The sequence below is a fragment of the Desulfovibrio mangrovi genome (assembly GCF_026230175.1).
Lineage (GTDB): Bacteria > Desulfobacterota > Desulfovibrionia > Desulfovibrionales > Desulfovibrionaceae > Halodesulfovibrio > Halodesulfovibrio mangrovi.
Genome location: NZ_CP104208.1, coordinates 2,483,690 through 2,506,613 on the forward strand (window position 1 = coordinate 2,483,690; position 22,924 = coordinate 2,506,613).

Below are 22,924 nucleotides of genomic sequence, written 5' to 3' on the forward strand. Positions count from 1 at the left end.
CCCTGTGCCAATATTGTAAAACAGACAAAAAACAACGTTGCCACAGGCGCTTGAAGGCTTTTGACGAAATGCTCAAATCGCGTCGCGCTCACAGCATGCACAGCGATTCGTCACAACACTTTTTGATGAATTCACTATAGGTATGCAGAATGCGCTGTTCTCCGATCATACGCTCGGGACTCAGCGGCTGCACGGGGTGTTCCGCAACCAGGCGCTTCAGCCAATCCCAGACGGGAATGGCACGCATGCCCTCACCAAGAATCGCATCATCCTGCACGCTGACGAGTATCGCTTCCCTGGTGTCGGTAATGACCACAAGAGGGACGGGCCCCCCGGGAAAAAGGCGCGCCGCTGCAAGACTCTCTCTCCGGTAGGTGTTCACCTGGCCGGGGCAGAACAGCAGAATGAGCATGGGGCGGCTCTCGGCATCATACACGGCAAGGTCGATAGTCCGGCAGTACTCCTCTTCCTCAGCCTCCCCTCCGGTCGCAGCCGCATTGCCAGAGGCCACGGGAAAGCGCACGCCCACCTTGGGCTTCAGGGTCGAAGCGGGGTACCCTTTTTCCTCCACCAGAAGACGGGCCAGCGCCTGCCGCAAATCCTCGTAGGTGGTTTTATCGATATGCTCCCCCGTCAGATAATCCCGTATGGTCTGACCAAGACTCACCTCATGCATGGCACACCTCCGCATTCCGTGACGCACGGCTGGCAGGAAGGCACCTGCGAATCCGTGCCTGCTCACAAAGTACATGGCAAGCTTCCTGCCAGATAGGATAAATCCGGGCATGCGGTCTGTCCACCGTCCCCCCACGCAACGGCATATCATCAGAAACGAAAAAAGGGCGGTCACAAGACCGCCCTTCAACATCCGAATCTGCAACTGCCCTATGCTTCGCGCAAAAGCACCTTGGCAACGCTGATATCATACAGCAGCATGGGATCGGATTCACGCCCCATGTCGCGATACATTCTTGCTGCCTGCTCAATGGCAGAAAAAGGCACCCAACCGTGCCTGTCCCAGACTTCCGGATGATCGCTGCGCCAGATGCGGAAATGCACTTCCTCCGCAACCTGCATCACATACACCCTTGTCTTTCGGTCAGCGGGATCGGGGTAGTAGTATAAACCACGCTCGTCTTTCATTCTAATCCTCCCTTTGGCCTGCGAAGGATTTGGCCTCTTTTGCCCGTAAGGTCAAGCGATGAATTCCCGACGCTTTTCCCTGTAAACGAGACTTGGCGCTCCCCCTAACCGCTGAGCATGTGAACAAACCACGCAAGCTCCCATAACAAGACGAATTACACGCTGTGACAAGGCATAATAATGACTGCAAACCAAGGTTATAATGTGGTCAAACAACCCATATAAAATGGGATTTGGGCTTGACAAATAAGGGCCTTCCTTCTAGCAAGGGAGTACTTTGTCCAAAAAATCACGTGCCTCGGGGCAGGTTGTCAGACCGGACCCTGCCACCAAAAGCACGACCACGTAGACCTCACAGTATCGCCAGTGGGGTGCGTGGGTATTGTCTGGTTTTGAACCCAAACCATACCATCTGTGGAGGTAAGGCAATGGCGAAACATGCGACTCCCAAGTTGGACCAGCTCGAATCCGGGCCCTGGCCCAGCTTCGTGTCCGACATCAAGCAGGAAGCTGAGAATCGCGCCAAGAACCCCAAGGGTCTTGACTATCAGATTCCCGTAGACTGCCCCGAAGACCTTCTGGGCGTTCTTGAGCTGTCCTACAACGACGGCGAAACCCACTGGAAGCACGGCGGCATCGTGGGCGTATTCGGTTACGGCGGCGGCGTTATCGGCCGTTACTGCGACCAGCCCGAAAAGTTCCCCGGCGTGGCACATTTCCACACCGTACGTCTGAACCAGCCCTCCGGTAAGTACTACACCAGCGAATATCTCCGTGCGCTCTGCGACATCTGGGATCTGCGCGGTTCCGGTCTCACCAACATGCACGGTTCCACCGGCGACATCGTTCTGCTCGGTACCACCACTCCCCAGCTCGAAGAAATCTTCTGGGAAGTGACTCACAACCTCGACACCGACCTCGGTGGTTCCGGCTCCAACCTGCGTACCCCCGCAGACTGCCTGGGCCAGACCCGTTGTGAATACGCCTGTTACGACACGTCCGCTCTGGCTCTCGAAATGACCCGTGAGTACCAGGACGAACTGCACCGTCCGGCGTTCCCCTACAAGTTCAAGTTCAAGTTCGATGGCTGCCCCAACGGCTGCGTAGCTGCTATCGCACGTTCCGACTTCTCCGTCATCGGCACCTGGAAGGACGGCATCAAGATCGACCAGGCTGCTGTTAAGGCCTACGTTGCCGGCGAGTTCAAGCCCAACGCTGGTGCTCACTCCGGTCGCGACTGGGGCAAGTTCGACCTCGTTGAAGAAGTTGTGAAGCGTTGTCCCTCCGAAGCAATCTCTTGGGATGGTTCCACCATGTCCATCGATCGCAAGGAATGCGTACGCTGCATGCACTGTATCAACACCATGCCCCGCGCCCTGCGTATCGGCGACGAACGCGGCGCTTCCATCCTCTGCGGCGCCAAGGCACCCATCCTCGACGGTGCTCAGATGTCCTCTCTCGTGGTTCCCTTCGTGGAAGCCGAAGCTCCCTTCGATGAAATCAAGGAAGTTGTAGAGAACATTTGGGACTGGTGGATGGAAGAAGGCAAGAACCGTGAGCGTCTGGGTGAAACCATGAAGCGTCTGTCCCTGCAGAAGCTTCTTGAAGTTACCGGCCAGCAGGCCGATCCCCGCCACGTTATGGAACCCCGCCACAACCCCTACATCTTCTTCAAGGAAGAAGAAGTACCCGGTGGCTGGGACCGCGACATCACCGAATACCGCAAGCGCCACCTGCGCTAGTCAAGAGAGGAGTACTAAACAATGGCATTCATCTCTTCCGGATACAATCCCGCGAAACCCATGGAAGGCCGTATTACTGACATCGGCCCCCGTGACTACCATGACTTCCTGCCGCCCGTTATCGCCAAGAACAAGGGTCAGTGGGCATACCATGAAATCCTTGAGCCCGGCGTACTGGTGCACGTTGCCGAATCCGGCGACAAGGTGTTCACCGTTCGCGTAGGTGCTGCTCGTCTGATGTCCGTTACCCACATCCGCGAAATCTGCGAAATCGCAGACAAGCACTGTGGCGGCCATCTGCGCTTCACCACCCGTAACAACGTTGAGTTCATGGTTGACGACGAGTCCAAGCTGGCAGCTCTGAAGGAAGACCTGTCTTCCCGCAAGTTCCCCGGCGGCTCCTACAAGTTCCCCATCGGCGGTACCGGCGCTGGTATCTCCAACGTTGTTCACACCCAGGGTTGGGTACACTGCCACACCCCCGCAACCGACGCTTCCGGCCCGGTTAAGGCCATCATGGACGTTGTGTTCGAAGACTTCCAGAGCATGCGTATGCCCGCACCCGTGCGTATCGCGCTTGCCTGCTGTCTGAACATGTGTGGCGCTGTTCACTGCTCCGACATCGGCGTTGTTGGTATTCACCGCAAGCCTCCGATGATCGACCACGAGTGGACCGACCAGCTGTGTGAAATTCCGCTGGCAGTTGCTTCCTGTCCCACCGCCGCTGTTCGTCCTTCCAAGGTCGAAATCGGCGACAAGAAGGTCAACTCCATCGCCATCAAGAACGAACGCTGCATGTACTGCGGTAACTGCTACACCATGTGTCCCGCCCTGCCCATCTCTGACGGTGAAGGCGACGGCGTTGTTATCATGGTCGGCGGTAAGGTTTCCAACCGTATCAGCCAGCCCATGTTCTCCAAGGTTGTAGTTGCCTACATCCCCAACGAGACCCCCCGCTGGCCTACCCTTACCGACAAGATCAAGCACATCATCGAAGTATACGCTGCTAACGCGCGCAAGTACGAGCGTCTGGGCGAGTGGGCAAACCGCATTGGTTGGGAAAAGTTCTTCGAACTGACCGGCCTTGAGTTCACCCACCACCTGATCGACGACTTCCGCGATCCTGCTTACTACACCTGGCGTCAGTCGACCCAGTTCAAGTTCTAAGCAGAACCTGAGCATCAATTGTCGGGCGGGGATTTTCCCCGCCCGTCTAAAAGCTAAAGGGGCTTTCAATGGAAGACGCACAGAAGATTATTGTGGACTTCATTCAGTCCAAGGCTAGCTCCAAGTCCAAGTTCTACTTCAACGACTTCCTTCCGCTCTTTCCCGAAATGAAGGCGCGCGAAGTTAAGAAGATCATGTCTGAACTTGTTAAGAGCGAAGTTCTGGAATACTGGTCCTCCGGCTCTACCACCATGTACGGCCTGAAGGGCGCTGGCAAGCAGGCAGCTGCTGAACACGAAGATTAGTCTTCGTGCGCCAGTTCTGATTAAGAAAAAAGCGTATGGGCGCAAGCTCATACGCTCTTTTCATTTTACAGACAGCTGACTTCTCTTTCTGAGGTTCTATCTACCTGTTGCTGCGCGGGGCGCGCTACAATATACAACGAGGACCCAACTCGCAGGCCGCCCAACCCATCTTGGCAACTGATGCAACTGAGCAGGCAGCGACCTTGTCACCCGCAGAAACCCTTTGCCCACGATTTTTCAGACGAGCAGACCATGCACAAACCGCGCATCATCATCGCCGGACTCAACGGCGGCACAGGAAAAACCATCACCAGCCTCGGCACCACCCGTGCATGGGTACGCAAGGGCCTCTCCATCAAGCCGTTCAAGAAGGGACCGGATTACATTGACGCAAAATGGCTCGGCCTTGCCGCGCTCAAGCCCGCCACCAACCTTGATCCCTATCTGCTGTCAGACGAAATGCTGCGTGCCCTGTTCCGCACAAGCGTGGAGGCCTATGACGGAGCGCTCATAGAAGGGAACCGCGGCCTCTTTGACGGCAAGGACCTGACGGGCACCTGTTCCACCGCCGAGCTTGCCCGCATACTCGACACTCCGGTCATCCTTGCCATGGACTGCACCAAGATGACCCGCACGGCTGCAGCCATTGTCTCTGGCATCATCAATTTCGAAGAAGGCGTCCGCATTGCAGGCGTCATTCTGAACCGCACGGCCAATGACCGGCACCGCTCCATACTCCGGCAGACAATTGAGCATTACACCGGTGTGCCCGTGCTCGGCGCGTTGCCCAAAATGCGCCAGAACCCCATTCCGGAGCGGCATATGGGGCTCATATCCGACCAGGAATATGATCCCGACAATGACCCGCTGGATACCGTCGCCGATCTTATCAGCGACAACTGCGACGTAGACGCCATGTGGCAGGCCGCCTGTTCCGCATCCCCCGTTCCCGCAGCCCCCGATCTCTGGTCGCTTGTCCCTGTTGCCGAGCCTGCGGAAGCCCCCGTACGCATCGGCTACGTGCGCGACGCCGCCCTGTGGTTCTATTACGAAGAAAATTTGCAGGCCCTGCGCCATGCAGGGGCTGAACTTGTGGAGCTTTCCCTGCTCTCATCCGACCCGTGGCCCGAACTGGACGCCCTGTACCTTGGGGGCGGCTTTCCCGAGACTCTTGCCCAGCGCATTGCAGACAACACCGGCATCCGCGAGCACATCAAAGCGCTGGCGGAATCCGGCCTGCCCATCTACGCCGAATGCGGCGGGTTCATGGTACTCTCACGCAGCCTCGTCTACCAAGGCACGGAATACCCCATGACCGGCGTCTTTCCAGTCAGCACCCATCTGTGCGAGAGACCGCAGGGCCTCGGTTATATTGACGCCACCGTCACCCTCGAGAATCCCTATCACCCGACCGGCAGCATCATCAAAGGTCACGAGTTCCACTACTCGAAGTGCGTGGTGGATGAAGGTGCCGAGCCCGCCTTCGGGCTGCAGATGGATCGCGGTTTCGGCATGGGATCGGACAAGGACGGTCTCGTCTACAAGAACGTGTTCGCCTCCTACACCCATCTCTTCGCGCTGGGCGAACCGCACTGGGCCGTCAACTTGGTGCTGGCCGCCCGAAAGCGTCGGGCATCACGGGCGTAGCCGAACGAGTCAACCGTGAAGACTTCCGGCAAATCAAAGAACTAACTACTTCCCCCTGCAAGAAAATACGAAAGGGTCAACGCGATACACATCGCGTTGACCCTTTTTTATCTGAGCAAAGCCTTCCGGCTTGAAATACCGAGTCGGTACTTACCGCAAGGACTCTTCTGCTAGCCCCTGTTCGTCAGATACACGCCGGAAACGACCATGAGCCCGCCCGCAAGCAGCGAGAGGGACACGGGCTCGCCCAGCAACAACCAGCCGCAGAGAATGGCGGTAACGGGCACAAAGTTGATGAACACCCCCGCCTTGGATGCGCCGATGGCCTTCACACCCTCATAGAACCACGTGAAGCCGACAACGGTTCCCAGCACACCGAGATAGGCGAAGGAAAGCCAGTTGGTCAGCGGATAGTCCGGTGTGGCCGCAATCATACCCTCCGCCACGGCAAAGGGCAGAAGCATCAACGTGCCAGTCAGACAGGAGTAGGTTACGGCTGCCAAGGGGCTGAGCGAATGCATCATGCGCTTGCCGAGCAGGGAATAGGAAACCCAGCTTGCAACGCAACCGAAGATGGCCATATCGCCCCAACTGACGGCGGAATGGAACAGGGCCGGAATATCTCCGCGTGAAATGGCCATGGCCGCACCGGCAAAGGAAAGCGTGATGCCCGCCAACTTCAGCGGCGACATGCCTTCCTTGAAGAACAGGGCAGCGAACAGGGCGATGAACGCAGGGTTCATGGCCACAATAACGGCCGCACGTCCTGCGGGCACGGTCTGCAGTCCCGTGAAAAAGAAGGCGTTATAGGCGAATATGCCGGTCGCCCCGAGAAGCCCTACGCCGAACCAGCCACGGGCATCCAGCTTGGGCAGGCCGCCCTGCTTTCTGCGTACAAGCCACAAAAGACAGACAGACGCCATGGCAAACCGCCAGAAGCTGGCGGCAAACGGTCCGGCATGACCAGCCAGCATGCGCCCCGCCACAAACGTGCCGCCCCATATGAAAGCCGTGAGCAGCAGCCGAAAATAGATCATCATGAAAGAAGCTCACATTGCGTGTCCGCCAAGGCGGAAATCGTGTCCAGATTGTTACGAATCAACCACAAGGCCAGAGAAGCGCAGTCTCGCGTCAGTTCAAGGCATATGCTGTCGCGTACCCCTTCGTTTCTGAACCTGTGCTGGCCTTCCGGCGTATTGAAATCACAAAGAGACAGGGGATGGCAGTTGATGTTGCCCCACTTGGCAGCAATGGCCTTGCGCAGGGCGGTTACCCGCGCATAAGCAGGCAGAACGGGATCATCAGCACCATCGCGCCCATGCACCAGGGAAATGGCCATGACGCCGCCTGCGACCGCACCGCACAGACCGCCACTGCGGGAAAACCCGCTGCAGAAACCGGAGGCGATGCGCGGGATGAAGTCCGTGGCAAGCCCTTCAGCCTCCGCAACCGCCAATAACACGCTCTCCGCGCAATACAGGCCGGAAAAGTGCGCTGCGGCTGCGTCTCCACAGGCCGCTATCCTGCTATCATTTCTGATGCTTTTTATAAGGCTTGACATACGCGCCGGTATACGGAATTTTCCCGCTCCAGTCGAGGGGCACTCCTGATTTGCCAACCTCGAAACGGCACCCGTGCAGCCTGTGTGGAGGCGGTACGGAACAAGTGCCAAAGGCCGCCGCTCCATGCTTCCGGAGCAAGGCCGTGACGGTTCGCACCGCACGAAACCGTCTGGTCCCCCCGGGACCCGCAAACCAACTGGCAGGCGGAACCGCTGCATTCACATGCATGGGGACGCCGTATGTACAACCGACAGATTTGCCGGTGTCTCGACACCGCGCCTTTCTGCCGTATTCCGCACCGGCAGTGCAGACATGCCCATGCCGCCATGCTCCATAAGCGGAAGGAGCCATGGCGTACCATGCCATGCCGCCTGACTCACGGTGAAGACGCGACATGATCAATATCGCCGGAACATTCCATGTGCAGATCGGGGCATTTTCCTGCCCCAAAGAAGCCCAGAAGCTCGCCAGCAAACTGGTGCAACAGGGCTTCGACGCCAGCAACCCCGCCCCCATCCAGCGCAACGGGCACCCGCTCTGGACGGTACGGGTAGGCAGCTATCCCAACATCAGACAGGCGCGCACTGTTCGCACCTCACTGATGGACCAGCACCCTGACGTAAAGATCAAGGCTGTGCTCAAGTAGTCGAAACGCCCGCGCATCATGATGATGCGCGGGCGTTTTGGTTGTATTCCGGAAGCATTGTCCAAGGCCCAGCGGCTGGCCGCACGGACGGTAAGGTTACTCTTCCTTCAACTCTCGGGTCATCAGTTCCTGCCACGCGGCCTGTGGAGCCTTGCCGCCGAACATGACGGCATGCATGGCGTTGGTGATGGGCAGTTCCACCCCGAGGCGACACCCCAGCGCATACACGGCCTGCGTGGTTTTCACGCCTTCCGCCACCTGATGCATCTCATCAAGAATCTGTGAAAGCGGCACGCCCTGCCCCAGACGCAACCCCACGCGGCGGTTTCGGGAGAGGTCGCCGGTACAGGTCAGCACAAGGTCACCCATACCGGAAAGTCCCATGAAGGTCGCGGGGCGCGCTCCAAGCGCTTCGCCAAGACGTGACATCTCGGCCAGTCCGCGTGTGATGAGCGCAGCGCGAGCGTTATCGCCAAACCCCATGCCGTCGGACATACCCGCCGCAATGGCAATGACGTTCTTGAGCGCGCCGCCCAGCTCCACGCCCCGCACGTCGGTGCAGGAGTATACGCGGAAGCTCGGCGTGGAAAATATCTCACGCAGTTCGCGGCCAAGTTCGGCATCCGCACAGCCCATGACAATGGCCGTAGGCCGGCCGCGCACAACGTCGGCGGCAAATGAAGGGCCGGAGAGCATGGCATAACGCGGTGCAATCTCGCCAAGCTCTTCCTGCACCATCTCCGATACGGTCTTGCCGGAATCTACTTCTATGCCCTTGTTGGAACAGACAATGACGGCCCCGTGCGGCAGAAACGGTTTCAGATCGCGCAACGTGGCACGAAAAAACTGGCAAGGGACGGAAAAAAGGAAATAGGACGCGCCGGAAAGCGCCTCCTCACGGTCCGTGGTGGGCCGGATATTGGCATGCAGCCGCACACCGGGCAGGTATGCGGAGTTCATGCGGGTAGAGGCAATGGCGTCCGCCACGTGCTGCTGGCGCACCAGCAGAGAAATGTCATATCCCTTTCCGGCAAGCATCTGGGCAAGGGCCGTGCCCCAGCTGCCGCCGCCGATAACGGCTATCTTCATTGCGCATCCTTTTCTGGCTGTAATGAACCGGCAGATGGTTCACGCCCGCACCATCCGCGCAAGCCGAACAAACATCGGCTCTCTGCATACATATCCGCACGGAGAAAACCAGCATCTGCCGCACATGGGATACCCCGTCACGCGCGGGCTTGCAACCGTACCATGACAACACAGCCCAAGGCATGACGAAATACAACCGCCCCACGCTCTCCCCAGTCGTCTTTCAGGCCAACAGGCAGTTGCATCCCTTGCCGCGAACAGGTATCACCACCCATTGCATGATGCATAGCGGAACCGGGTCTGCGGCCTGCCAGATTTTGTACAGCGCCTGCCTGCCGAAAACATACCGGCAAAAGCGCCTCTCCGCTGCATCGGGCGAGCGCCCTGCATGGACGCACCTCATGTACGATTCAAACCAAGCGTTCCGGAAAACGCGCAGAGGACACGCAATGGTCAAAACTGAATTCACCGACATCGAAAAGCAGATCCTGCACATCGTGCAGGCGGACCTGCCGGACAGCCTTACCCCCTATGCAGACATTGCAAAGCAGGTAGGCACCGACGAGGAAACCGTGCTCAACCTCATCCGTCAGATGAAGGACGAAGGCACCATCCGCCGTTTCGGGGTGAGTCTGAAGCACCAGAAGGCAGGCTACAACCACAATGCCATGGTCGCCTGGATCATCTCGGAAGACCGCATTGACGTCGCCGGCGAGCACGCCGCCAAGCATCCGCTCATCTCGCACTGCTACTACCGTCCCACGTCCCACCCGGAATGGCCCTACACGCTGTTCACCATGATTCACGGACGCCACAAGGACGAATATCTGGAAGTTATCGAACAGTTGCGCAAGGAGACCGAGCTGGACGAATACGCCGTGCTCACCTCCCTGAAGGAACTGAAGAAAATATCCATGACCTATTTCTAAACACCCCGCTCCGGACGGTCTTCATCCGGCCCAGAAAAGGAACAACATCATGGCAGATTCCAGCAAGCTTTATGCGCGCGCCAAGGAAGTGATTCCCGGCGGCGTCAACAGCCCCATCCGCGCCTGTCTGAGCGTGGAAAGCGAACCCCTGTTCATTGCCCGCGGCTACGGCTCCAAGCTCGAAAGCGTGGAAGGCGACACCTACATCGACTTCGTGCAGTCCTGGGGTCCCATGCTGCTCGGACACGCGCACCCCGCCGTGACCGAAGCCGCCCAGAAGGCCTGCGCAGCTGGTGCAAGCTATGGCGCGCCCTGTCCCGCCGAGCTTGAACTGGCTGAGATGGTTATCGACGCCGTTCCCAGCGTGGAAATGGTGCGCATGGTCAACTCCGGCACCGAAGCCACCATGACCGCCCTGCGCCTCGCACGCGGCTACACCAAGCGCGACAAGGTCATCAAGTTCGAGGGCTGCTACCACGGACATGCAGACTCCTTCCTCGCAGCCGCCGGTTCCGGCTACGCGGACCTGTGCATTCCCGGTACCCCCGGCGTCCCCGCCGATACCGTGAAGGACACCCTGCTCGCCCCCTACAATAATCTTGAGCGCGTGAAGGAACTCTTCAAGCTGCATCCCGACAGCATCGCCGCCATCATCGTGGAGCCCACCGCAGGCAACATGGGCCTCGTGCCCCCTGCAGAAGGCTTCCTTGAAGGACTGCGTGCCCTGTGCGACGAATACGGCGCACTGCTCATCTTCGACGAGGTCATCACCGGGTTCCGCCTGTCCTACGGCGGTGCGCAGGCCCGTTTCGGCATCACGCCCGACCTGACCACCCTCGGCAAGATCATCGGTGGCGGCTTCCCCGTGGGCGCTTACGGCGGCAAGAAGGAAATCATGCAGCACATCGCCCCCTGCGGAAACATCTTCCAAGCTGGCACCCTCTCCGGCAACCCCGTGGCCATGGCTACCGGTATTGCCACCCTCAAGCTGCTGAAGGTAGCCGACTACGCAGGACTGGAACAGCGCACCAGCAAGTTCGCGCACGAACTGCTCGGCGTGCTCAAGGAAAAGGGCGTGCCCGTAACCATGAACACACTGGCTTCCATGTTCACCGTGTTCTTCACCGATACGCCCGTGACGGACTTTGCCACCGCCAAGACCGCCGCGCCCAAGCTCTACACCACCTTCTACAAGCAGATGCGCGCGCAGGGCATCTACCTTGCTTCCCTCAGCTATGAGGCAGCCATGGTCTCCTTCGCGCACACTGACGAAGACTTCGAAAAGACGCTGGAAGCCGCACGCAACGTGCAGTTCTAGTATTCGAACAGTCACCGTTGGCAAGGTGATGCAAAACGATTGAAAAACGGGTGGGGGTCATATGCCTCCACCCGTTCTGCTTGCCAATGCCCGCAGCCTGCCGTTAAGACGAAAGTGTCCTCAGAAGGAACACATTTCATCACCTGCGGGGTGCAGGGGCGCTTGCTCCCTGCCGGGAGAAGGGCAGAGCCCTTCTCGCCGAAGGCAACAACTCACCAAAAACAAGCCCAATGCTGACAACCACCGCCGTATATGCACTAACCCCCCAAGGAGCCGAAATTGCCCGCAGACTCGCCGCCGAGTATGGCGGGCTGGTCTGCGTTCCCGAACGCATGGCAAAGGCGGGCGAACACGGATTCGGCACGTTGCGCGAATGCGTGGGGGAAGGCTATTCGCGCTTTGCCCGCCACATCTTCGTGGCCGCTGCGGGAATTGTGGTGCGCTGCATAGCTCCCCACCTGCAACACAAAAGCACGGACCCCGCCGTTGTGGTGCTGGACCAGCAGGGGCGGTTCGCCATCAGCCTTGTCTCCGGCCATCTGGGCGGTGCCAACGCGCTGGCGCAGGACGTTGCCCGCATCACGGGCGGCACGGCGGTCATCACCACGGCCACGGATACGGAATCGCTCCCCTCGCTGGACATGGTCGCCATGGAGGCGGGCTGCGCCATCCACAACACCCCTGCGATAAAGCATGTGAACGGCGCCCTGCTCGCGGGACAGCCGGTAACGGTCTTCGATCCTGAAGACCGGCTGAGCCTTCAGACCGGACCGCACGCGCATCTCTTCACATTTACGGACACCATGGCAGAAGCCGCCTGCGGCGGTGCGGCCGTGCTGGTCACGTGGCGCGACCCCATGTGCATGGCGCTTGGCGAGCAGACGCTGACGCTGCACCCCAAGGTGCTGCATCTGGGCATAGGCTGCCGCAAGGGACGTTCTGCCGACGCCATCGAGTCCTTTGTGCGCAAGGAGCTGGCAACCCGCATGATTGCGCTGGAAAGCGTGGCGGACATTGCCAGCGTGGACGCCAAAGCGGACGAGGCCGGTCTGCTGGAAGCGGCCCAGCGGCTTGGCGTTCCGATACAATTTTACGCTGCCGATGCCCTGAAGGGCATCAAGGTGCCCAACCCTTCCGCAGCGCCCGAAAAGGCCGTGGGGACACGCAGCGTTGCCGAAGCGGCCGCCATTGTGGCGGCAGGCACGGAACGCGGGGCAGGCATACTTATTCAGGAAAAACTCAAGGACAGCGGCACCACGCTGGCTGTCGCCATGGAGATTGCATGACCGGTACCTTGAAGGTCGTGGGGCTCGGCCCCGGCGATGCGGCCCTGCTCACCCCGCAGGCGTATGAAGCTCTGCGTCAGGCCGATGTGATCGTCGGTTATACGCTGTATGTTTCGCTGGTTCCCGAAGAACTGAAAGCGGGCAAGGACATCATCGCCACAGGCATGATGGGTGAAATGGCACGCTGCAGCGGAGCACTGGACAGCGCGCTTGAAGGCCGGAACACGGCCATTGTCTGCTCCGGAGACCCCGGCATCTACGCCATGGCCGGTCTGGTGTTCGAACTGATCGAGGAACGCGGTGACGCGGCAAAGGATGTGGATGTTGAGATCATTGCAGGCATTCCCGCCCTGTCCGCCGCAGCAGCCCTTCTGGGCGCACCGCTCATGCATGACTTTGCCAGTGTGAGCCTTTCCGACCTGCTTACTCCATGGGAAGTTATCGAAAAGCGCCTTGGCTGCGCGGCAGAAGGCGACTTCGTGGTCGTGCTCTACAACCCAAAATCGAAGAAGCGCGACTGGCAGCTGCCACGCGCGCTGGAGATTATCGCCGCCAGCAGAGCCATGGATACACCGGTAGGCATCGTGCGGCAGGCAAACCGCGCCGAACAGGCAGTCATCTCCACCACGCTGGGGACATTCAACCCCGCCGACGTGGACATGCTCTCCATCATTATAATCGGCAACAGCTCGACACGCATGATAGGCGGGCATATGGTCACCCCAAGAGGCTACATGGCAAAGTACCGCTAGCCCCTGCAACACCTGAAGAGAGGTATCATGCGATTTCATGTAACGCTTGCGTCCATCGTGATTCTGACTGTGTCCGTTGCCGCCTTTGCGGCAGCTCCTGCAGCCAAGGCGCCGGCAGACCCGATCTCGATCACGGTGCCGGAAGGGACCGCGCTTAAAAAAAGCATCGTATCCTTCCCGCACGCGAAGCACGCAGGCGAGACTTGCGTCACATGCCACCACACCATGGAAAAGAATCCGGAACAGCTCACCTGTTCTTCCAAGGGCTGTCACGATCTTGGCAATCCCACGACCAAGGAAGAAAAAAAATCCATGGTCTACTTCAGAAACGCATATCACGCCGATGTGCCCGCAAGCTGTAACGGCTGCCACAAGGCCCGCAAGAAAGAAGGAAAACCCGCCGGTCCCACCGACTGCAAGGGATGCCACAGGTAGGAAAGGGGGGTCCCACTGCCCCCATGGAATAGATTCGCTTGGCCGGATAATTGCAATAATATCAGGCGTAGAGGCTGCCTCAAATTCGCCGCAGCCTTGACATGACTTGATCACTGCTATATCCAAGTGTGAAATTCTTAACATGCCTTGTGAAGGAGGTTTACTCATGAGGAAGCCGTTGTTCATTGCACTGGTTGCTGCTCTGGCGCTGGCCTTCGCGCTGCCCCTGATCGCTGCCGATGCTCCCGCTGATGGTCTGAAGATGGAAGCCACCAAGAGCCCCGTTATCTTCAACCACTCCACCCACACTTCTGCCAAGTGTGTGGACTGTCACCACCTTGTAGACGGTAAGGAAAACTTCCAGAAGTGTTCCACCGCCGGCTGTCACTCCGCTGCTGAAGCCGACAAGAAGGCCGCTGGTTCCTACTACAAGATCGTTCATGACAAGAAGGCTAAGATGCCCACCTGTATTTCCTGCCACGCTGCTGCAGCTGGCGCCGACAAGGAAAAGAAGAAGGCTCTGACTGGCTGTAAGAAGTCCAGCTGCCATCCTTAACAGGTAAGGATAATTGAGTTGAATGAGGCCGCCCGCAAGGGCGGCCTCTTGCGTTATCAAGCAATGTATGGTTATTCTAAATGTGATAGAGTCATAGCTCCATTGCTTAGCCTGTGCGTCGCCCCGCGGCACACACTGCCTGAGTCAGGCATGCATTGCACAGCATGTTGCCCGGCTCGTAACTGCAAAGCCCAAGGTACGCCATGTCACCCAAAGATACTCTCGATTTCGATGCTGAAGACGATATCATTGAACTGACAGACATCGTCGAGAAAGGCACGCCCCCCGCGGCAGACGAAACAGCCGACGACCTCTTCGATGCCGGAGGCGGTGAAGTCGACTTTGAAAAGGAACTGGAAGACCTTTTCTCCGACGACGCCGATACCGTTGCTCCACAGCAGGCTGGAAAGGGCGCAGGCGACGGGCTGGACTTCGAATCCGACCTTGACGACCTGCTCGGTTCCCTTGATTCGGATGGGGAAAGTCAGGCCGCTTCTCCCGCCAAGAGTGACAGTGGCGATGACGACTTTTCCGCAGAGCTGGACGACCTGCTGAATGCACAGGACGCCCCTGCAGCTCCCTCCCCCGACGAAGACGACTTTGATGCCGATCTGGACGCTCTTCTGGGCGATCTGGACACCCCGGCCGCCAAAGCACCCAAAGCTGCTCCGGCGGCTGCCGCCTCAGACGAGGATGACCTGCTCAGCGAGCTTGGCCTTGCGCCTGCAAAGCCCGCTGCTCCGACCGCTGACTCTGATGCCGACATAGACTTTTCCGAACTGGACGCCCTGATCGAAGACATGGAAGTGCCCAAGAGCGGCAAGCCTCAAGCCCCCCAGGAAGACGACGGTCTGCCGGATCTTTCCGACCTTGACTCCCTGCTCGAAGAAGCAGCGGCAGGTGAAGCTGTGCTCAGCGCGCCGGAAGGAACTGCCCCGGCCGACGATATGGAGGATATGGATGCCCTCTTCGACTCGCTGACCGGCCCCGGTGCTGAAATCGCCGTACCGGCTGCCGGCGTGACCGACGAGGGATTGGGCGACGACATTGATCTGGACAGCCTGCTTGATGAGGCTTCAGCGTCCGCCGAAGCTCCGGCATCAGGTGATGGAGGCGATGCAGACGACATTGAGTCCCTGCTGGCCGATCTTGACAGCGTGCCCGCGCCGAAACCCGCCGCACCGCTCGCCTTTGATCCCAACGAATCCCTTGAGTCTCCCGACATGGGTGAACTTGACGCTCTGCTGGATTCACTGGGGGCAGCCACAGACGAAGAGCTGCCCGCTGCCGCAGAAGCGGAGATTCCCGACCTTGATGACATCCTTGGCGAAGCAGCCGCTACGCCTTCCATGGAAGAGCCTGCTGAAATCCCCGCTGGCGACGATGCTGAGGCCGAGATCAGTCTGGACGACCTTGATGCCCTGCTTGACGGGACGGATGATGCTCAGGAAGCGGACATTGATGCCGCCGGTTTCATGGAACCCGAAGAAACGGCAGAAGAACCCTCCGCGACGGTAACGGACGAAGAAAATCTTGATGAACTGATCAGCGGCGACGTGCCCTTTGAAGCAGACATCGACGCCATGCTGCAAGACGTGGAAGAACTCCCCGCCGAAGAAGCTGCCATCTCCGCTGCTGCTGCCGGACTGACGGACGACATCATGGGGGACATCGGCGATTCCGCAGATGAAACCGAACTGGACATGACCGTTCTTGACGAAGCGCTAGAGGGAACCGCCGAAGGCGTTGAGCACGAAGCCCCGGACCTTGCGACCCTCTCTGAACGCATTGCCGCTCTTGAACGCATGCTCTCACCTGCGGAAGAGCACGTGGAAGACATCGTGGCCCGCAAGATTGCCGAAGCTGCAGCAGAAGATGAGGCCCGCATCATCCATGATACGCCCTCGACCATCACGACCGCAGTGGAAGAAGCCCTTGCAGAAGACGGCCCGATCATGACGCGCATTGCCACCATGATTGAAGACAAGCTCAACGAACGCCTCGCGGAACTGGAACGTTCCGTGTTCACGCACAAGGACTGGACCGTAAACAGCCGCGAACTGAAAGAGGACATGAAGGGCAGCATTGAGCGCGCTGCAGCCAAGGCCGCTGCCGACATCATCCGCGAAGAACTTGCGAATCTGCTCGGCGAAGAATAAGCTGACGCGATTGTTGAACCGACAAGGCCGCTTCCGGAAGGAGGCGGCCTTTTTCTTTGCTGAAATATGGATGCGTTGCCTGTTCCCTTCAAACAAAAAAGCCCCTGCCATTACGGCAGAGGCTCCGAATTATCTGCTATGCGCCAAGGTCATCGAACGTAGTTCGGAATATTGATGAACACGTCCCGTGTGAACGACACCATCTGGTCCATGAGCCACGGAAAGGAAAAGAGCAGCGCAAGGAAGATGGATACAATCTTGGGAATAAAGGAAAGGGTCATTTCCTGAATCTGGGTGGCGGCCTGAATGACAGAGACGAACACCCCCACAGCAAGCCCCACGCCCAGCATGGGCAGGGCAAGCATAAGCGCAAGCTCAATGGACTGTCTGGCAAAACCGATGACGAATTCCGGGGACATGGTGACCTCCTGGCCTACAAGAGAAAACTGTTTACAAGTGATCCTGTCAGCAGGCTCCAGCCGTCAACCATGACGAAGAGCAGAAGCTTGAACGGGGCGGAAACCATCATTGGCGGCAGCATCATCATACCCATGGCAAGCAGGATACTCGAGATAACCATATCAAGCACGAGGAAGGGGATGTAGATGAGAAAACCGATGGTGAACGCCGTCTTGAGTTCGCTGATGATATAGCCCGCCGCGAGCATGAAGGTGGGCACTTCGTCCTTGTTCTGGGGACGTTCCATCTTGGTGATGGTGTAAAAAATGGAAAGGTCTTTCTCGCGGGTATGCTTGAACATGAAGGCCCGCAACGGAACCTGCGCCGTTTCGATCATCTTGTTGAAACCGATCTCTTCGTTAAGATACGGCTGCACGGCATTCTGGTTGATCTCCGTTGCCACAGGCATCATGATCGCCACAGTCATGAAAATGGCAAGGCTGGCAAGCACCTGGTTCGGGGGCAGCTGCTGTACGCCAAGAGCCTGACGCACGAAATGGAATACGATGATGATACGGGTGAACGATGTCACCGTCAGCATGATCGCCGGAGCAAGCGACAGGATGGTGAGCATGAAAAGGATCTCGAACAGTACGGAGACCTTTTCCGGCTCGGTTTCACCGGCTGCCAGCTGCAGCGACAGGGTGGGAAGCGCCAGATCCTGCGCGGCCTGAGCCAGCACGGGCAAGGCACAGAGAAGAAGGAAACTAAGAGGAAGTATCCTGCCTGTCAGCGTCTTCCAGAATGGCCTTGAAGTCTGCTGCGCGTGATTCGTTCGTGGGGTCATGCTCCGCTTCCATCTCGGTTAAAAGGTTGATCTGGTGATCGGTGACCCCCAGTAACAGCCTTTTATTCAAGAAGCGTACCACCACAAGAGACTTCTTGGGCCCCAGATGGAACTGCCCTTCCACGGCAACGCCATGCCGGGAGAGCCTGCCCCCAAGGGCATGCAGCTTGCCGAAACGCTTGAGCGCCCATATCCCCAGATAAAGCCCCCCAAGAATAAGCAGCAAAACGCCAACGGCCTGAAAGTAATTACCCCACCCTGAAGACGGCAGCGGCAGTTCCTTTTCGGCCTGAGGTGTCGAGCTCTTGACGGGCTCCGCAAGGGAAGACGCATTGCCGGAGCCGTCCGCGCCTATGGCAGCTCCGTTCGCTGACTCCTTCGCGACAGGTGAAGCGCCGGACTCCGGACGCACCGCCACCCCTTCCGCGGAGCCGTTCTGTCCCACGGCAGCGCGGAAGGTGGCGTTGCCATCAGCAGCCCATGCAGCGTGCCAGCCGGCAGCCAGCATGACGAACAGCAGGGCGCACAGCAGCGCACGGCAGACTGCCGTGGCCGCACCTGTCTGGCGGCTGACGTTACGCAAGTTGCTTAACCCGCTCAATGGGGCTGATGATGTCGGTAAGACGCACCCCGAACTTTTCGTTGATGACAACCGCCTCGCCACGGGCAACAAGCTTGCCGTTCACGAAGATTTCCAGGGGCTCACCTGCCAGCTTGTTGAGTTCCACAACGGAACCCTGACCAAGCTGCAGAAGTTCGTTGATCAGCAGACGGGTACGTCCCAGTTCTGCGGAAACGTCCAGCGGAATATCCAGAATGAAATCCAGTTCGCGCTTGCCGCTATCGGGTCTGGGGCTTTTGGCTTCCTCAGTCAGATCCTTGAAGGTGGCCTCGCGGGCCGCAGAAGCGAAGAACGCCTGTTCCTTCTCCTTCTTCACCTGATCCTGCTCGTCGGATGCCAGTGCCGCTGCCCATTCCGCCGCCAGTCTTTCGTCGTCGGACCCTCCGCCGCCTCCGCCACCGCCACCACCGCCAGCAGCTGCCGCTGCCGCCGCTGCTTCAAACGGATCGGGATCGCCATCTTCCTGCGCCTCAAGTGCCGCAGCCCACTGTGCTGCCAACTGATCCTGATCAATTTCGTCTGACATATCTCACCTTCCTTGGGGAAAGGTTCAGGTTGCCTGGCTGGTTACTGGATTACCAGTTCGGTAAAATACACACGCACGACTTTGGAGCCGCCAAGAATCTGATTCAGGCGCGTCACCAGTTCATTCTTGAGCAGAATCTTGTTCTCAAGGGGAGCAAGGTCCGCATATGACTTGCTGGAAAGCAGCAGAATGACTGCGTCGCGCACCTTTGCCTGCGCGCCTTCCAATTCTGCGGCAACATCGGGGTTGACTACCTCGACATCCAGCGTCAGCTTAATGTACCTGCGGCCCAGCGGGTCCGCAAGGTTCACGAGAAAAGTGGGCAGCGTGACGACCTGGGCGTCCTTGGGGCTCACTTCGCCCTGCGCGCCCTGATCCATCTGCACCTGCTGGGGCTCAGCGTCTGCAGCAGGCTTGCTGAGGAAGTACTTCCACGCAATGAATCCGCCGCCGCCAAGCAGGATAAGCAACAGCAACAGCAGAATTATCCACTTGAATGCTCCGCCTTTCTTTTTTTCCTTGTCCTCATCAGCCACGGCTTTTCTCCTTTACATTATCCCACGGCAGTGCCGGAAAAACGGTCGGGGCTACATGTAGCGCCCCATCCACTGGGTGGTCTTGAGCAATATCTCAACACGCCTGTTCTGGGCGCGTCCGCCTTCGGTAATATTGTCCGCCACAGGCTTGTCCGGTCCGTACCCGCTGATGGAAAAGCGGGTGGGGTCAAGTCCCATGGAGATGAAAAAATCCAGCACGGACAGGGCTCTCTTGCCGGAAAGGGTATAATTGTCCATTCCGGAGGAGGGATACAAGTCCGTATGCCCCGTGATATTGCAGTCCGCCGTCGAGTATTGCAGCATCAGCACCACCTGCTCAAGCAGCTTTCGGGCCGAAGCGCTCAGATCATAGCTGCCGGGGGCAAAGAGCAGGTCATTGGTCAACACAATGGCCAGCCCTTCAGGTTTTTCCAATATTCTCAGGTTCCTGTCCAGTGTGCTGACGTCAATTTCCGGCGGCAGCTCCTCGTCCGGGAACAACAAATCCTTGATTCTCTCAGGCTTCTCAAGCGCCGAACTCGGATCTTCAAGCAACTTCATCAACACATTTATCCGGACAGGAATCTTACCCGCCCCCTGATGGCTGATGGAGTCCGTGCGGCTCTGAAAAGGGCTCATACGCGCCAACATGACACGATCCATGGATGCCATACTGAGCAACAGTACGAAAAACGTCAGCAGCAGCGTCACCAGATCGGAAAACGTGATCAGCCATGCGGGCGTTCCGCCTCCGCCGCCGCCTTTATCCTTCTTGCGGGCCATGACTACTCACCCGCTCCGGACTTCTCTTCTCCGGGCAGCCCCAGACGGAAACGGAAGTCCTTGTAGTTGAATTCACCCTGCTTCTTACGCGCCTTTTCACGCAACACTTCGATCTTGTCTATCCATTCCTTGTTGCGCTTATCCAGCACGATATCCACACGACGGTTGCGCTTTCTGCCTTCTGGCGTGTTCTCGGACCACCGCGGTCTGTAGCTGCCGAATCCTTCCACCGAAAGCCGCGCCGGAGGCAGGCCCCGAGAGGTGAGATAACGATACAGGCTCATCACCCGCAGAAAGGACATCTCCCACGCAGGAGAAAGCTGTCGCTCATTGTCCGTGGGGGCCTTGTAGTCCTCACCCATTTCCTCACGCATGCCTGCGGTGTGCCCCGCGAGCAGAAGCGGATGCTGAATGCGCAGGAACCACGGGAGCATGCGATCTATGAGCCGCATGCCTTCCGCACTCAACTGCGCCGAGCCGGGCTGAAAAAGCACTTCGTCACTGATGGAAATGATCTGGACGAACTGATTCTCCTGAAAATTCAAATCGCCGCGCTGGTCGTCCCAGAGCATATCCTTGAGCGGCTCCAGTGAATCCGTTTCAAAATCCATAACGCCGGGCTCAATGATGCGGGCCTGATTCTTGACGCTGGCAGGGTTGAAACTCCCCAGCCCCTCGCCGAACTGACCGGAAATGGACTGCAGAACGGTAAGCTTGCGACGCTCGTCAATAACCGCCATACTCACCAGCAGAACGAAGAACGTGAGCATGAGCGTCATCATATCCGAAAAGGTGATGAGCCACGCGGCACCGCCGCCCTCGCCCTTTTTTTTCTTCCGTCTGGCCATTACCGTATCCGCCTTTCATCCGACCCGCGGCGAAATCTCTACACGCCTGTCAGCCTCTGCCGCAAAACACAGGCTAATCGCCGCCCTTCCGTTCCTTGGGGGGCTGGAAGCTCGACAGCTTCTCCTGAATAATGCGCGGGTTCTCACCCTTGGAAATGGCAAGAATGCCCTCCATCTGCATTTCCTTGATCAGGATTTCGTCCTTGCTGCGAGATTTGAGCTTCCCCGCCATGGGGTTGAAAATCAGGTTGGCAAGCACCGCGCCATAAAACGTGGTGATCAACGCCACAGCCATGGCAGGGCCGATTGAACTGGGATCGTTCATTGTCTGCAACATCTGCACAAGACCGATAACCGTACCGATCATGCCCAGTGCAGGCGCATATTCGCCAAGCGCCCTGACGATTTCATAGCCGTTCTCATGACGCCCTTCTATGTTGGAGATCTCGGTTTCCATGATCTCCTGAATGGCCTGCGGCTCAAGACCGTCAACCGTGAGCTGCAACCCCTTGCGCAGGTATGCGTCGTCAATTTCCTTGATGATGGGTTCCAGCGAGAGAATGCCTTCACGGCGGGCCCGGTTGGCGTAGTCCATGAACTGCTCAATAATGGTGGTGGGACTTTCCGCCTTGGCGAACAGCGTCTTCTTGATGACCCCGACAACGGCAAGCACTTTGCCTATAGGATAGTTCACCAGCAACGCGCCGATGGTACCGCCGAACACGATGAGGAATGACGGGATGTCGATGAAAATGAGCAGGCTGCTGCCCGCCATGATGGCGGACACCACAAGCCCGAAAGATATGACTATGCCCAGTATGGTTGCCAAATCCATGACAGTCTCTCTTCTCCCCGCTCATGCGGATCAGGCAGGACGTTCTCCGAAAATATCCGTACCCACTCGAACCAGCGTGGCACCTTCCGCAATGGCCTGCTCAAAGTCCTGAGACATGCCCATGGAAAGATGCGGCAACGTCATGCCGACATGCCGTTCGACCTGTTCCTTCAATTCCCGCAGGTGTGCGAAAAACGGGGATGCCAGATCACCCACACAATGGAAGGGCGGCATGCACATCAGCCCGCGCAGACGCAGCTGCGGCAGCTTGACCACATCCTCGGCAAAGGGGAGCAGGTCCTCGATGGCGATGCCACCTTTCTGCGGCTCCCTGCCGATATTCACCTGAATAAGGATGTCTTGAACACTTACGTCAGCACCGGTCGTCGTAACCGGCAGCATTGCCATACGATTTTGCAGATTCTGTGCCAACTTAAGATTGTCAACGCCGTGAATGAGGGCAAAACGCCCCACCACATCCCTGGCCTTCTTGCTCTGCAAATGGCCGATGAAATGCCATTCCAAGGGAAGACGGGATAGCTCTTCCTGCTTGGCCAAGGCTTCCTGCACATAGCTCTCGCCAAAGACGACCTGCCCTTCTCCGGCAACAACTTCAACAGATTCGGCAGGATGCGTCTTGGAAACAGCCACCAGCGAAACGGAACCAGCGTCCCTTCCGGCCTTACGCACAGCACCCTCTATCCGTTCCCGCACTTCATGATAGCGCGCAACCAGCGCGCCCGATTCTTGCTCGTTCATCATCTGTAAACCCGACCAGATTCTCACTGCCTT

At 58.2% G+C, this 22,924-nt stretch carries 26 protein-coding genes; 12 read left to right on the plus strand and 14 right to left on the minus strand.

All coding sequences use genetic code 11. The features are described from left to right. Positions 1–88 precede the first annotated feature (88 nt). Both N1030_RS11315 and N1030_RS11320 read right to left on the minus strand, forming a co-directional pair. Complete coding sequence (locus tag N1030_RS11315; protein WP_265825592.1) at positions 89–676, minus strand: type I restriction enzyme HsdR N-terminal domain-containing protein; 588 nt, start codon at positions 674–676, stop codon at positions 89–91. Positions 677–885: 209 nt separating this feature from the next. Then, positions 886–1,143, minus strand: coding sequence for a hypothetical protein (locus tag N1030_RS11320; protein WP_265825593.1), 258 nt, complete (start codon positions 1,141–1,143; stop codon positions 886–888). Positions 1,144–1,571: 428 nt separating this feature from the next. Here N1030_RS11320 and dsrA point away from each other — a divergent pair, with 428 nt between their 5' ends. The 4 genes from dsrA to N1030_RS11340 all read left to right on the plus strand — a co-directional run bounded on the left by dsrA (position 1,572) and on the right by N1030_RS11340 (position 6,004). Further along, positions 1,572–2,885 carry a dissimilatory-type sulfite reductase subunit alpha gene (gene dsrA, locus N1030_RS11325; RefSeq protein WP_265825594.1) on the plus strand — a complete coding sequence of 438 codons (1,314 nt, stop codon included), beginning with the start codon at positions 1,572–1,574 and terminating at the stop codon, positions 2,883–2,885. 21 nt (positions 2,886–2,906) lie between these two features. Beyond that, positions 2,907–4,052, plus strand: coding sequence for a dissimilatory-type sulfite reductase subunit beta (gene dsrB / locus N1030_RS11330; RefSeq protein WP_265825595.1), 1,146 nt, complete (start codon positions 2,907–2,909; stop codon positions 4,050–4,052). Between the two features lie 68 nt (positions 4,053–4,120). Further along, positions 4,121–4,357, plus strand: a complete 237-nt coding sequence (locus tag N1030_RS11335; RefSeq protein ID WP_265825596.1) for a dissimilatory sulfite reductase D family protein — start codon at positions 4,121–4,123, stop codon at positions 4,355–4,357. A gap of 252 nt (positions 4,358–4,609) precedes the next feature. After that, on the plus strand, positions 4,610–6,004 hold the full coding sequence (locus tag N1030_RS11340) for a cobyrinic acid a,c-diamide synthase CobB (RefSeq protein ID WP_265825597.1): 1,395 nt from the start codon (positions 4,610–4,612) through the stop codon (positions 6,002–6,004). 170 nt (positions 6,005–6,174) lie between these two features. On the opposite strand, the gene N1030_RS11345 is transcribed toward N1030_RS11340, so the two are convergent. Both N1030_RS11345 and N1030_RS11350 read right to left on the minus strand, forming a co-directional pair. Next, positions 6,175–7,044, minus strand: coding sequence for a DMT family transporter (locus N1030_RS11345; RefSeq protein WP_265825598.1), 870 nt, complete (start codon positions 7,042–7,044; stop codon positions 6,175–6,177). After that, positions 7,041–7,784 carry a C-GCAxxG-C-C family protein gene (locus tag N1030_RS11350; protein WP_338033303.1) on the minus strand — a complete coding sequence of 248 codons (744 nt, stop codon included), beginning with the start codon at positions 7,782–7,784 and terminating at the stop codon, positions 7,041–7,043. Before N1030_RS11350 ends, N1030_RS11345 begins: the two co-directional genes overlap by 4 nt. A 176-nt stretch (positions 7,785–7,960) precedes the next feature. Between N1030_RS11350 and N1030_RS11355 the strand changes: the two genes are divergently transcribed. Further along, complete coding sequence (locus N1030_RS11355) at positions 7,961–8,212, plus strand: SPOR domain-containing protein (protein WP_265825600.1); 252 nt, start codon at positions 7,961–7,963, stop codon at positions 8,210–8,212. 96 nt (positions 8,213–8,308) lie between these two features. Here N1030_RS11355 and N1030_RS11360 read toward each other — a convergent pair whose 3' ends face one another. After that, complete coding sequence (locus tag N1030_RS11360; protein WP_265825601.1) at positions 8,309–9,301, minus strand: NAD(P)H-dependent glycerol-3-phosphate dehydrogenase; 993 nt, start codon at positions 9,299–9,301, stop codon at positions 8,309–8,311. Positions 9,302–9,750: 449 nt separating this feature from the next. Here N1030_RS11360 and ahbB point away from each other — a divergent pair, with 449 nt between their 5' ends. The 7 genes from ahbB to N1030_RS11395 all read left to right on the plus strand — a co-directional run bounded on the left by ahbB (position 9,751) and on the right by N1030_RS11395 (position 16,736). Next, entirely contained in the window at positions 9,751–10,230 is a 480-nt protein-coding gene (gene ahbB, locus N1030_RS11365) for a siroheme decarboxylase subunit beta (protein ID WP_265825602.1), read from the plus strand. Between the two features lie 49 nt (positions 10,231–10,279). After that, positions 10,280–11,548, plus strand: a complete 1,269-nt coding sequence (gene hemL / locus N1030_RS11370) for a glutamate-1-semialdehyde 2,1-aminomutase (RefSeq protein ID WP_420842811.1) — start codon at positions 10,280–10,282, stop codon at positions 11,546–11,548. A gap of 230 nt (positions 11,549–11,778) precedes the next feature. Then, positions 11,779–12,834, plus strand: coding sequence for a cobalt-precorrin 5A hydrolase (locus N1030_RS11375; RefSeq protein ID WP_265825603.1), 1,056 nt, complete (start codon positions 11,779–11,781; stop codon positions 12,832–12,834). Then, positions 12,831–13,586 (plus strand): precorrin-3B C(17)-methyltransferase, encoded by a 756-nt coding sequence (cobJ, locus tag N1030_RS11380; protein WP_265825604.1) that lies wholly within the window; start codon positions 12,831–12,833, stop codon positions 13,584–13,586. Before N1030_RS11375 ends, cobJ begins: the two co-directional genes overlap by 4 nt. A 27-nt stretch (positions 13,587–13,613) precedes the next feature. Beyond that, the gene (locus tag N1030_RS11385) at positions 13,614–14,021 is read left to right on the plus strand and encodes a cytochrome c3 family protein (RefSeq protein ID WP_265825605.1); all 408 of its coding nucleotides are present in this window, start codon (positions 13,614–13,616) and stop codon (positions 14,019–14,021) included. 166 nt (positions 14,022–14,187) lie between these two features. Continuing rightward, positions 14,188–14,577: a cytochrome c3 family protein gene (locus tag N1030_RS11390; RefSeq protein ID WP_265825606.1), complete on the plus strand. Its 390-nt coding sequence runs from the start codon at positions 14,188–14,190 to the stop codon at positions 14,575–14,577. 203 nt (positions 14,578–14,780) lie between these two features. After that, positions 14,781–16,736, plus strand: coding sequence for a hypothetical protein (locus N1030_RS11395; protein ID WP_265825607.1), 1,956 nt, complete (start codon positions 14,781–14,783; stop codon positions 16,734–16,736). 149 nt (positions 16,737–16,885) lie between these two features. Here N1030_RS11395 and fliQ read toward each other — a convergent pair whose 3' ends face one another. From fliQ to N1030_RS11440, 9 genes are all read right to left on the minus strand, one after another. After that, positions 16,886–17,155: a flagellar biosynthesis protein FliQ gene (gene fliQ, locus N1030_RS11400; protein WP_265825608.1), complete on the minus strand. Its 270-nt coding sequence runs from the start codon at positions 17,153–17,155 to the stop codon at positions 16,886–16,888. Positions 17,156–17,169: 14 nt separating this feature from the next. Further along, a complete protein-coding gene (gene fliP / locus N1030_RS11405) occupies positions 17,170–17,982 on the minus strand; it encodes a flagellar type III secretion system pore protein FliP (protein WP_265825609.1) in 813 nt (270 codons plus the stop codon). Beyond that, entirely contained in the window at positions 17,903–18,565 is a 663-nt protein-coding gene (gene fliO / locus N1030_RS11410; RefSeq protein WP_265825610.1) for a flagellar biosynthetic protein FliO, read from the minus strand. The genes fliP and fliO overlap by 80 nt, the downstream gene beginning before the upstream one ends. Continuing rightward, the gene (gene fliN / locus N1030_RS11415) at positions 18,558–19,130 is read right to left on the minus strand and encodes a flagellar motor switch protein FliN (RefSeq protein ID WP_265825611.1); all 573 of its coding nucleotides are present in this window, start codon (positions 19,128–19,130) and stop codon (positions 18,558–18,560) included. The genes fliO and fliN overlap by 8 nt, the downstream gene beginning before the upstream one ends. Before the next feature lie 41 nt (positions 19,131–19,171). Then, on the minus strand, positions 19,172–19,666 hold the full coding sequence (locus N1030_RS11420; protein WP_265825612.1) for a flagellar basal body-associated FliL family protein: 495 nt from the start codon (positions 19,664–19,666) through the stop codon (positions 19,172–19,174). A gap of 51 nt (positions 19,667–19,717) precedes the next feature. Then, on the minus strand, positions 19,718–20,449 hold the full coding sequence (locus tag N1030_RS11425) for an OmpA/MotB family protein (RefSeq protein WP_265825613.1): 732 nt from the start codon (positions 20,447–20,449) through the stop codon (positions 19,718–19,720). A 2-nt stretch (positions 20,450–20,451) separates the two neighbouring features. Beyond that, positions 20,452–21,297, minus strand: coding sequence for an OmpA/MotB family protein (locus N1030_RS11430; protein ID WP_265825614.1), 846 nt, complete (start codon positions 21,295–21,297; stop codon positions 20,452–20,454). Positions 21,298–21,370: 73 nt separating this feature from the next. After that, entirely contained in the window at positions 21,371–22,132 is a 762-nt protein-coding gene (locus tag N1030_RS11435; RefSeq protein ID WP_265825615.1) for a motility protein A, read from the minus strand. A 30-nt stretch (positions 22,133–22,162) separates the two neighbouring features. Next, positions 22,163–22,894: a YggS family pyridoxal phosphate-dependent enzyme gene (locus N1030_RS11440; RefSeq protein ID WP_338033304.1), complete on the minus strand. Its 732-nt coding sequence runs from the start codon at positions 22,892–22,894 to the stop codon at positions 22,163–22,165. Positions 22,895–22,924 lie beyond the last annotated feature (30 nt).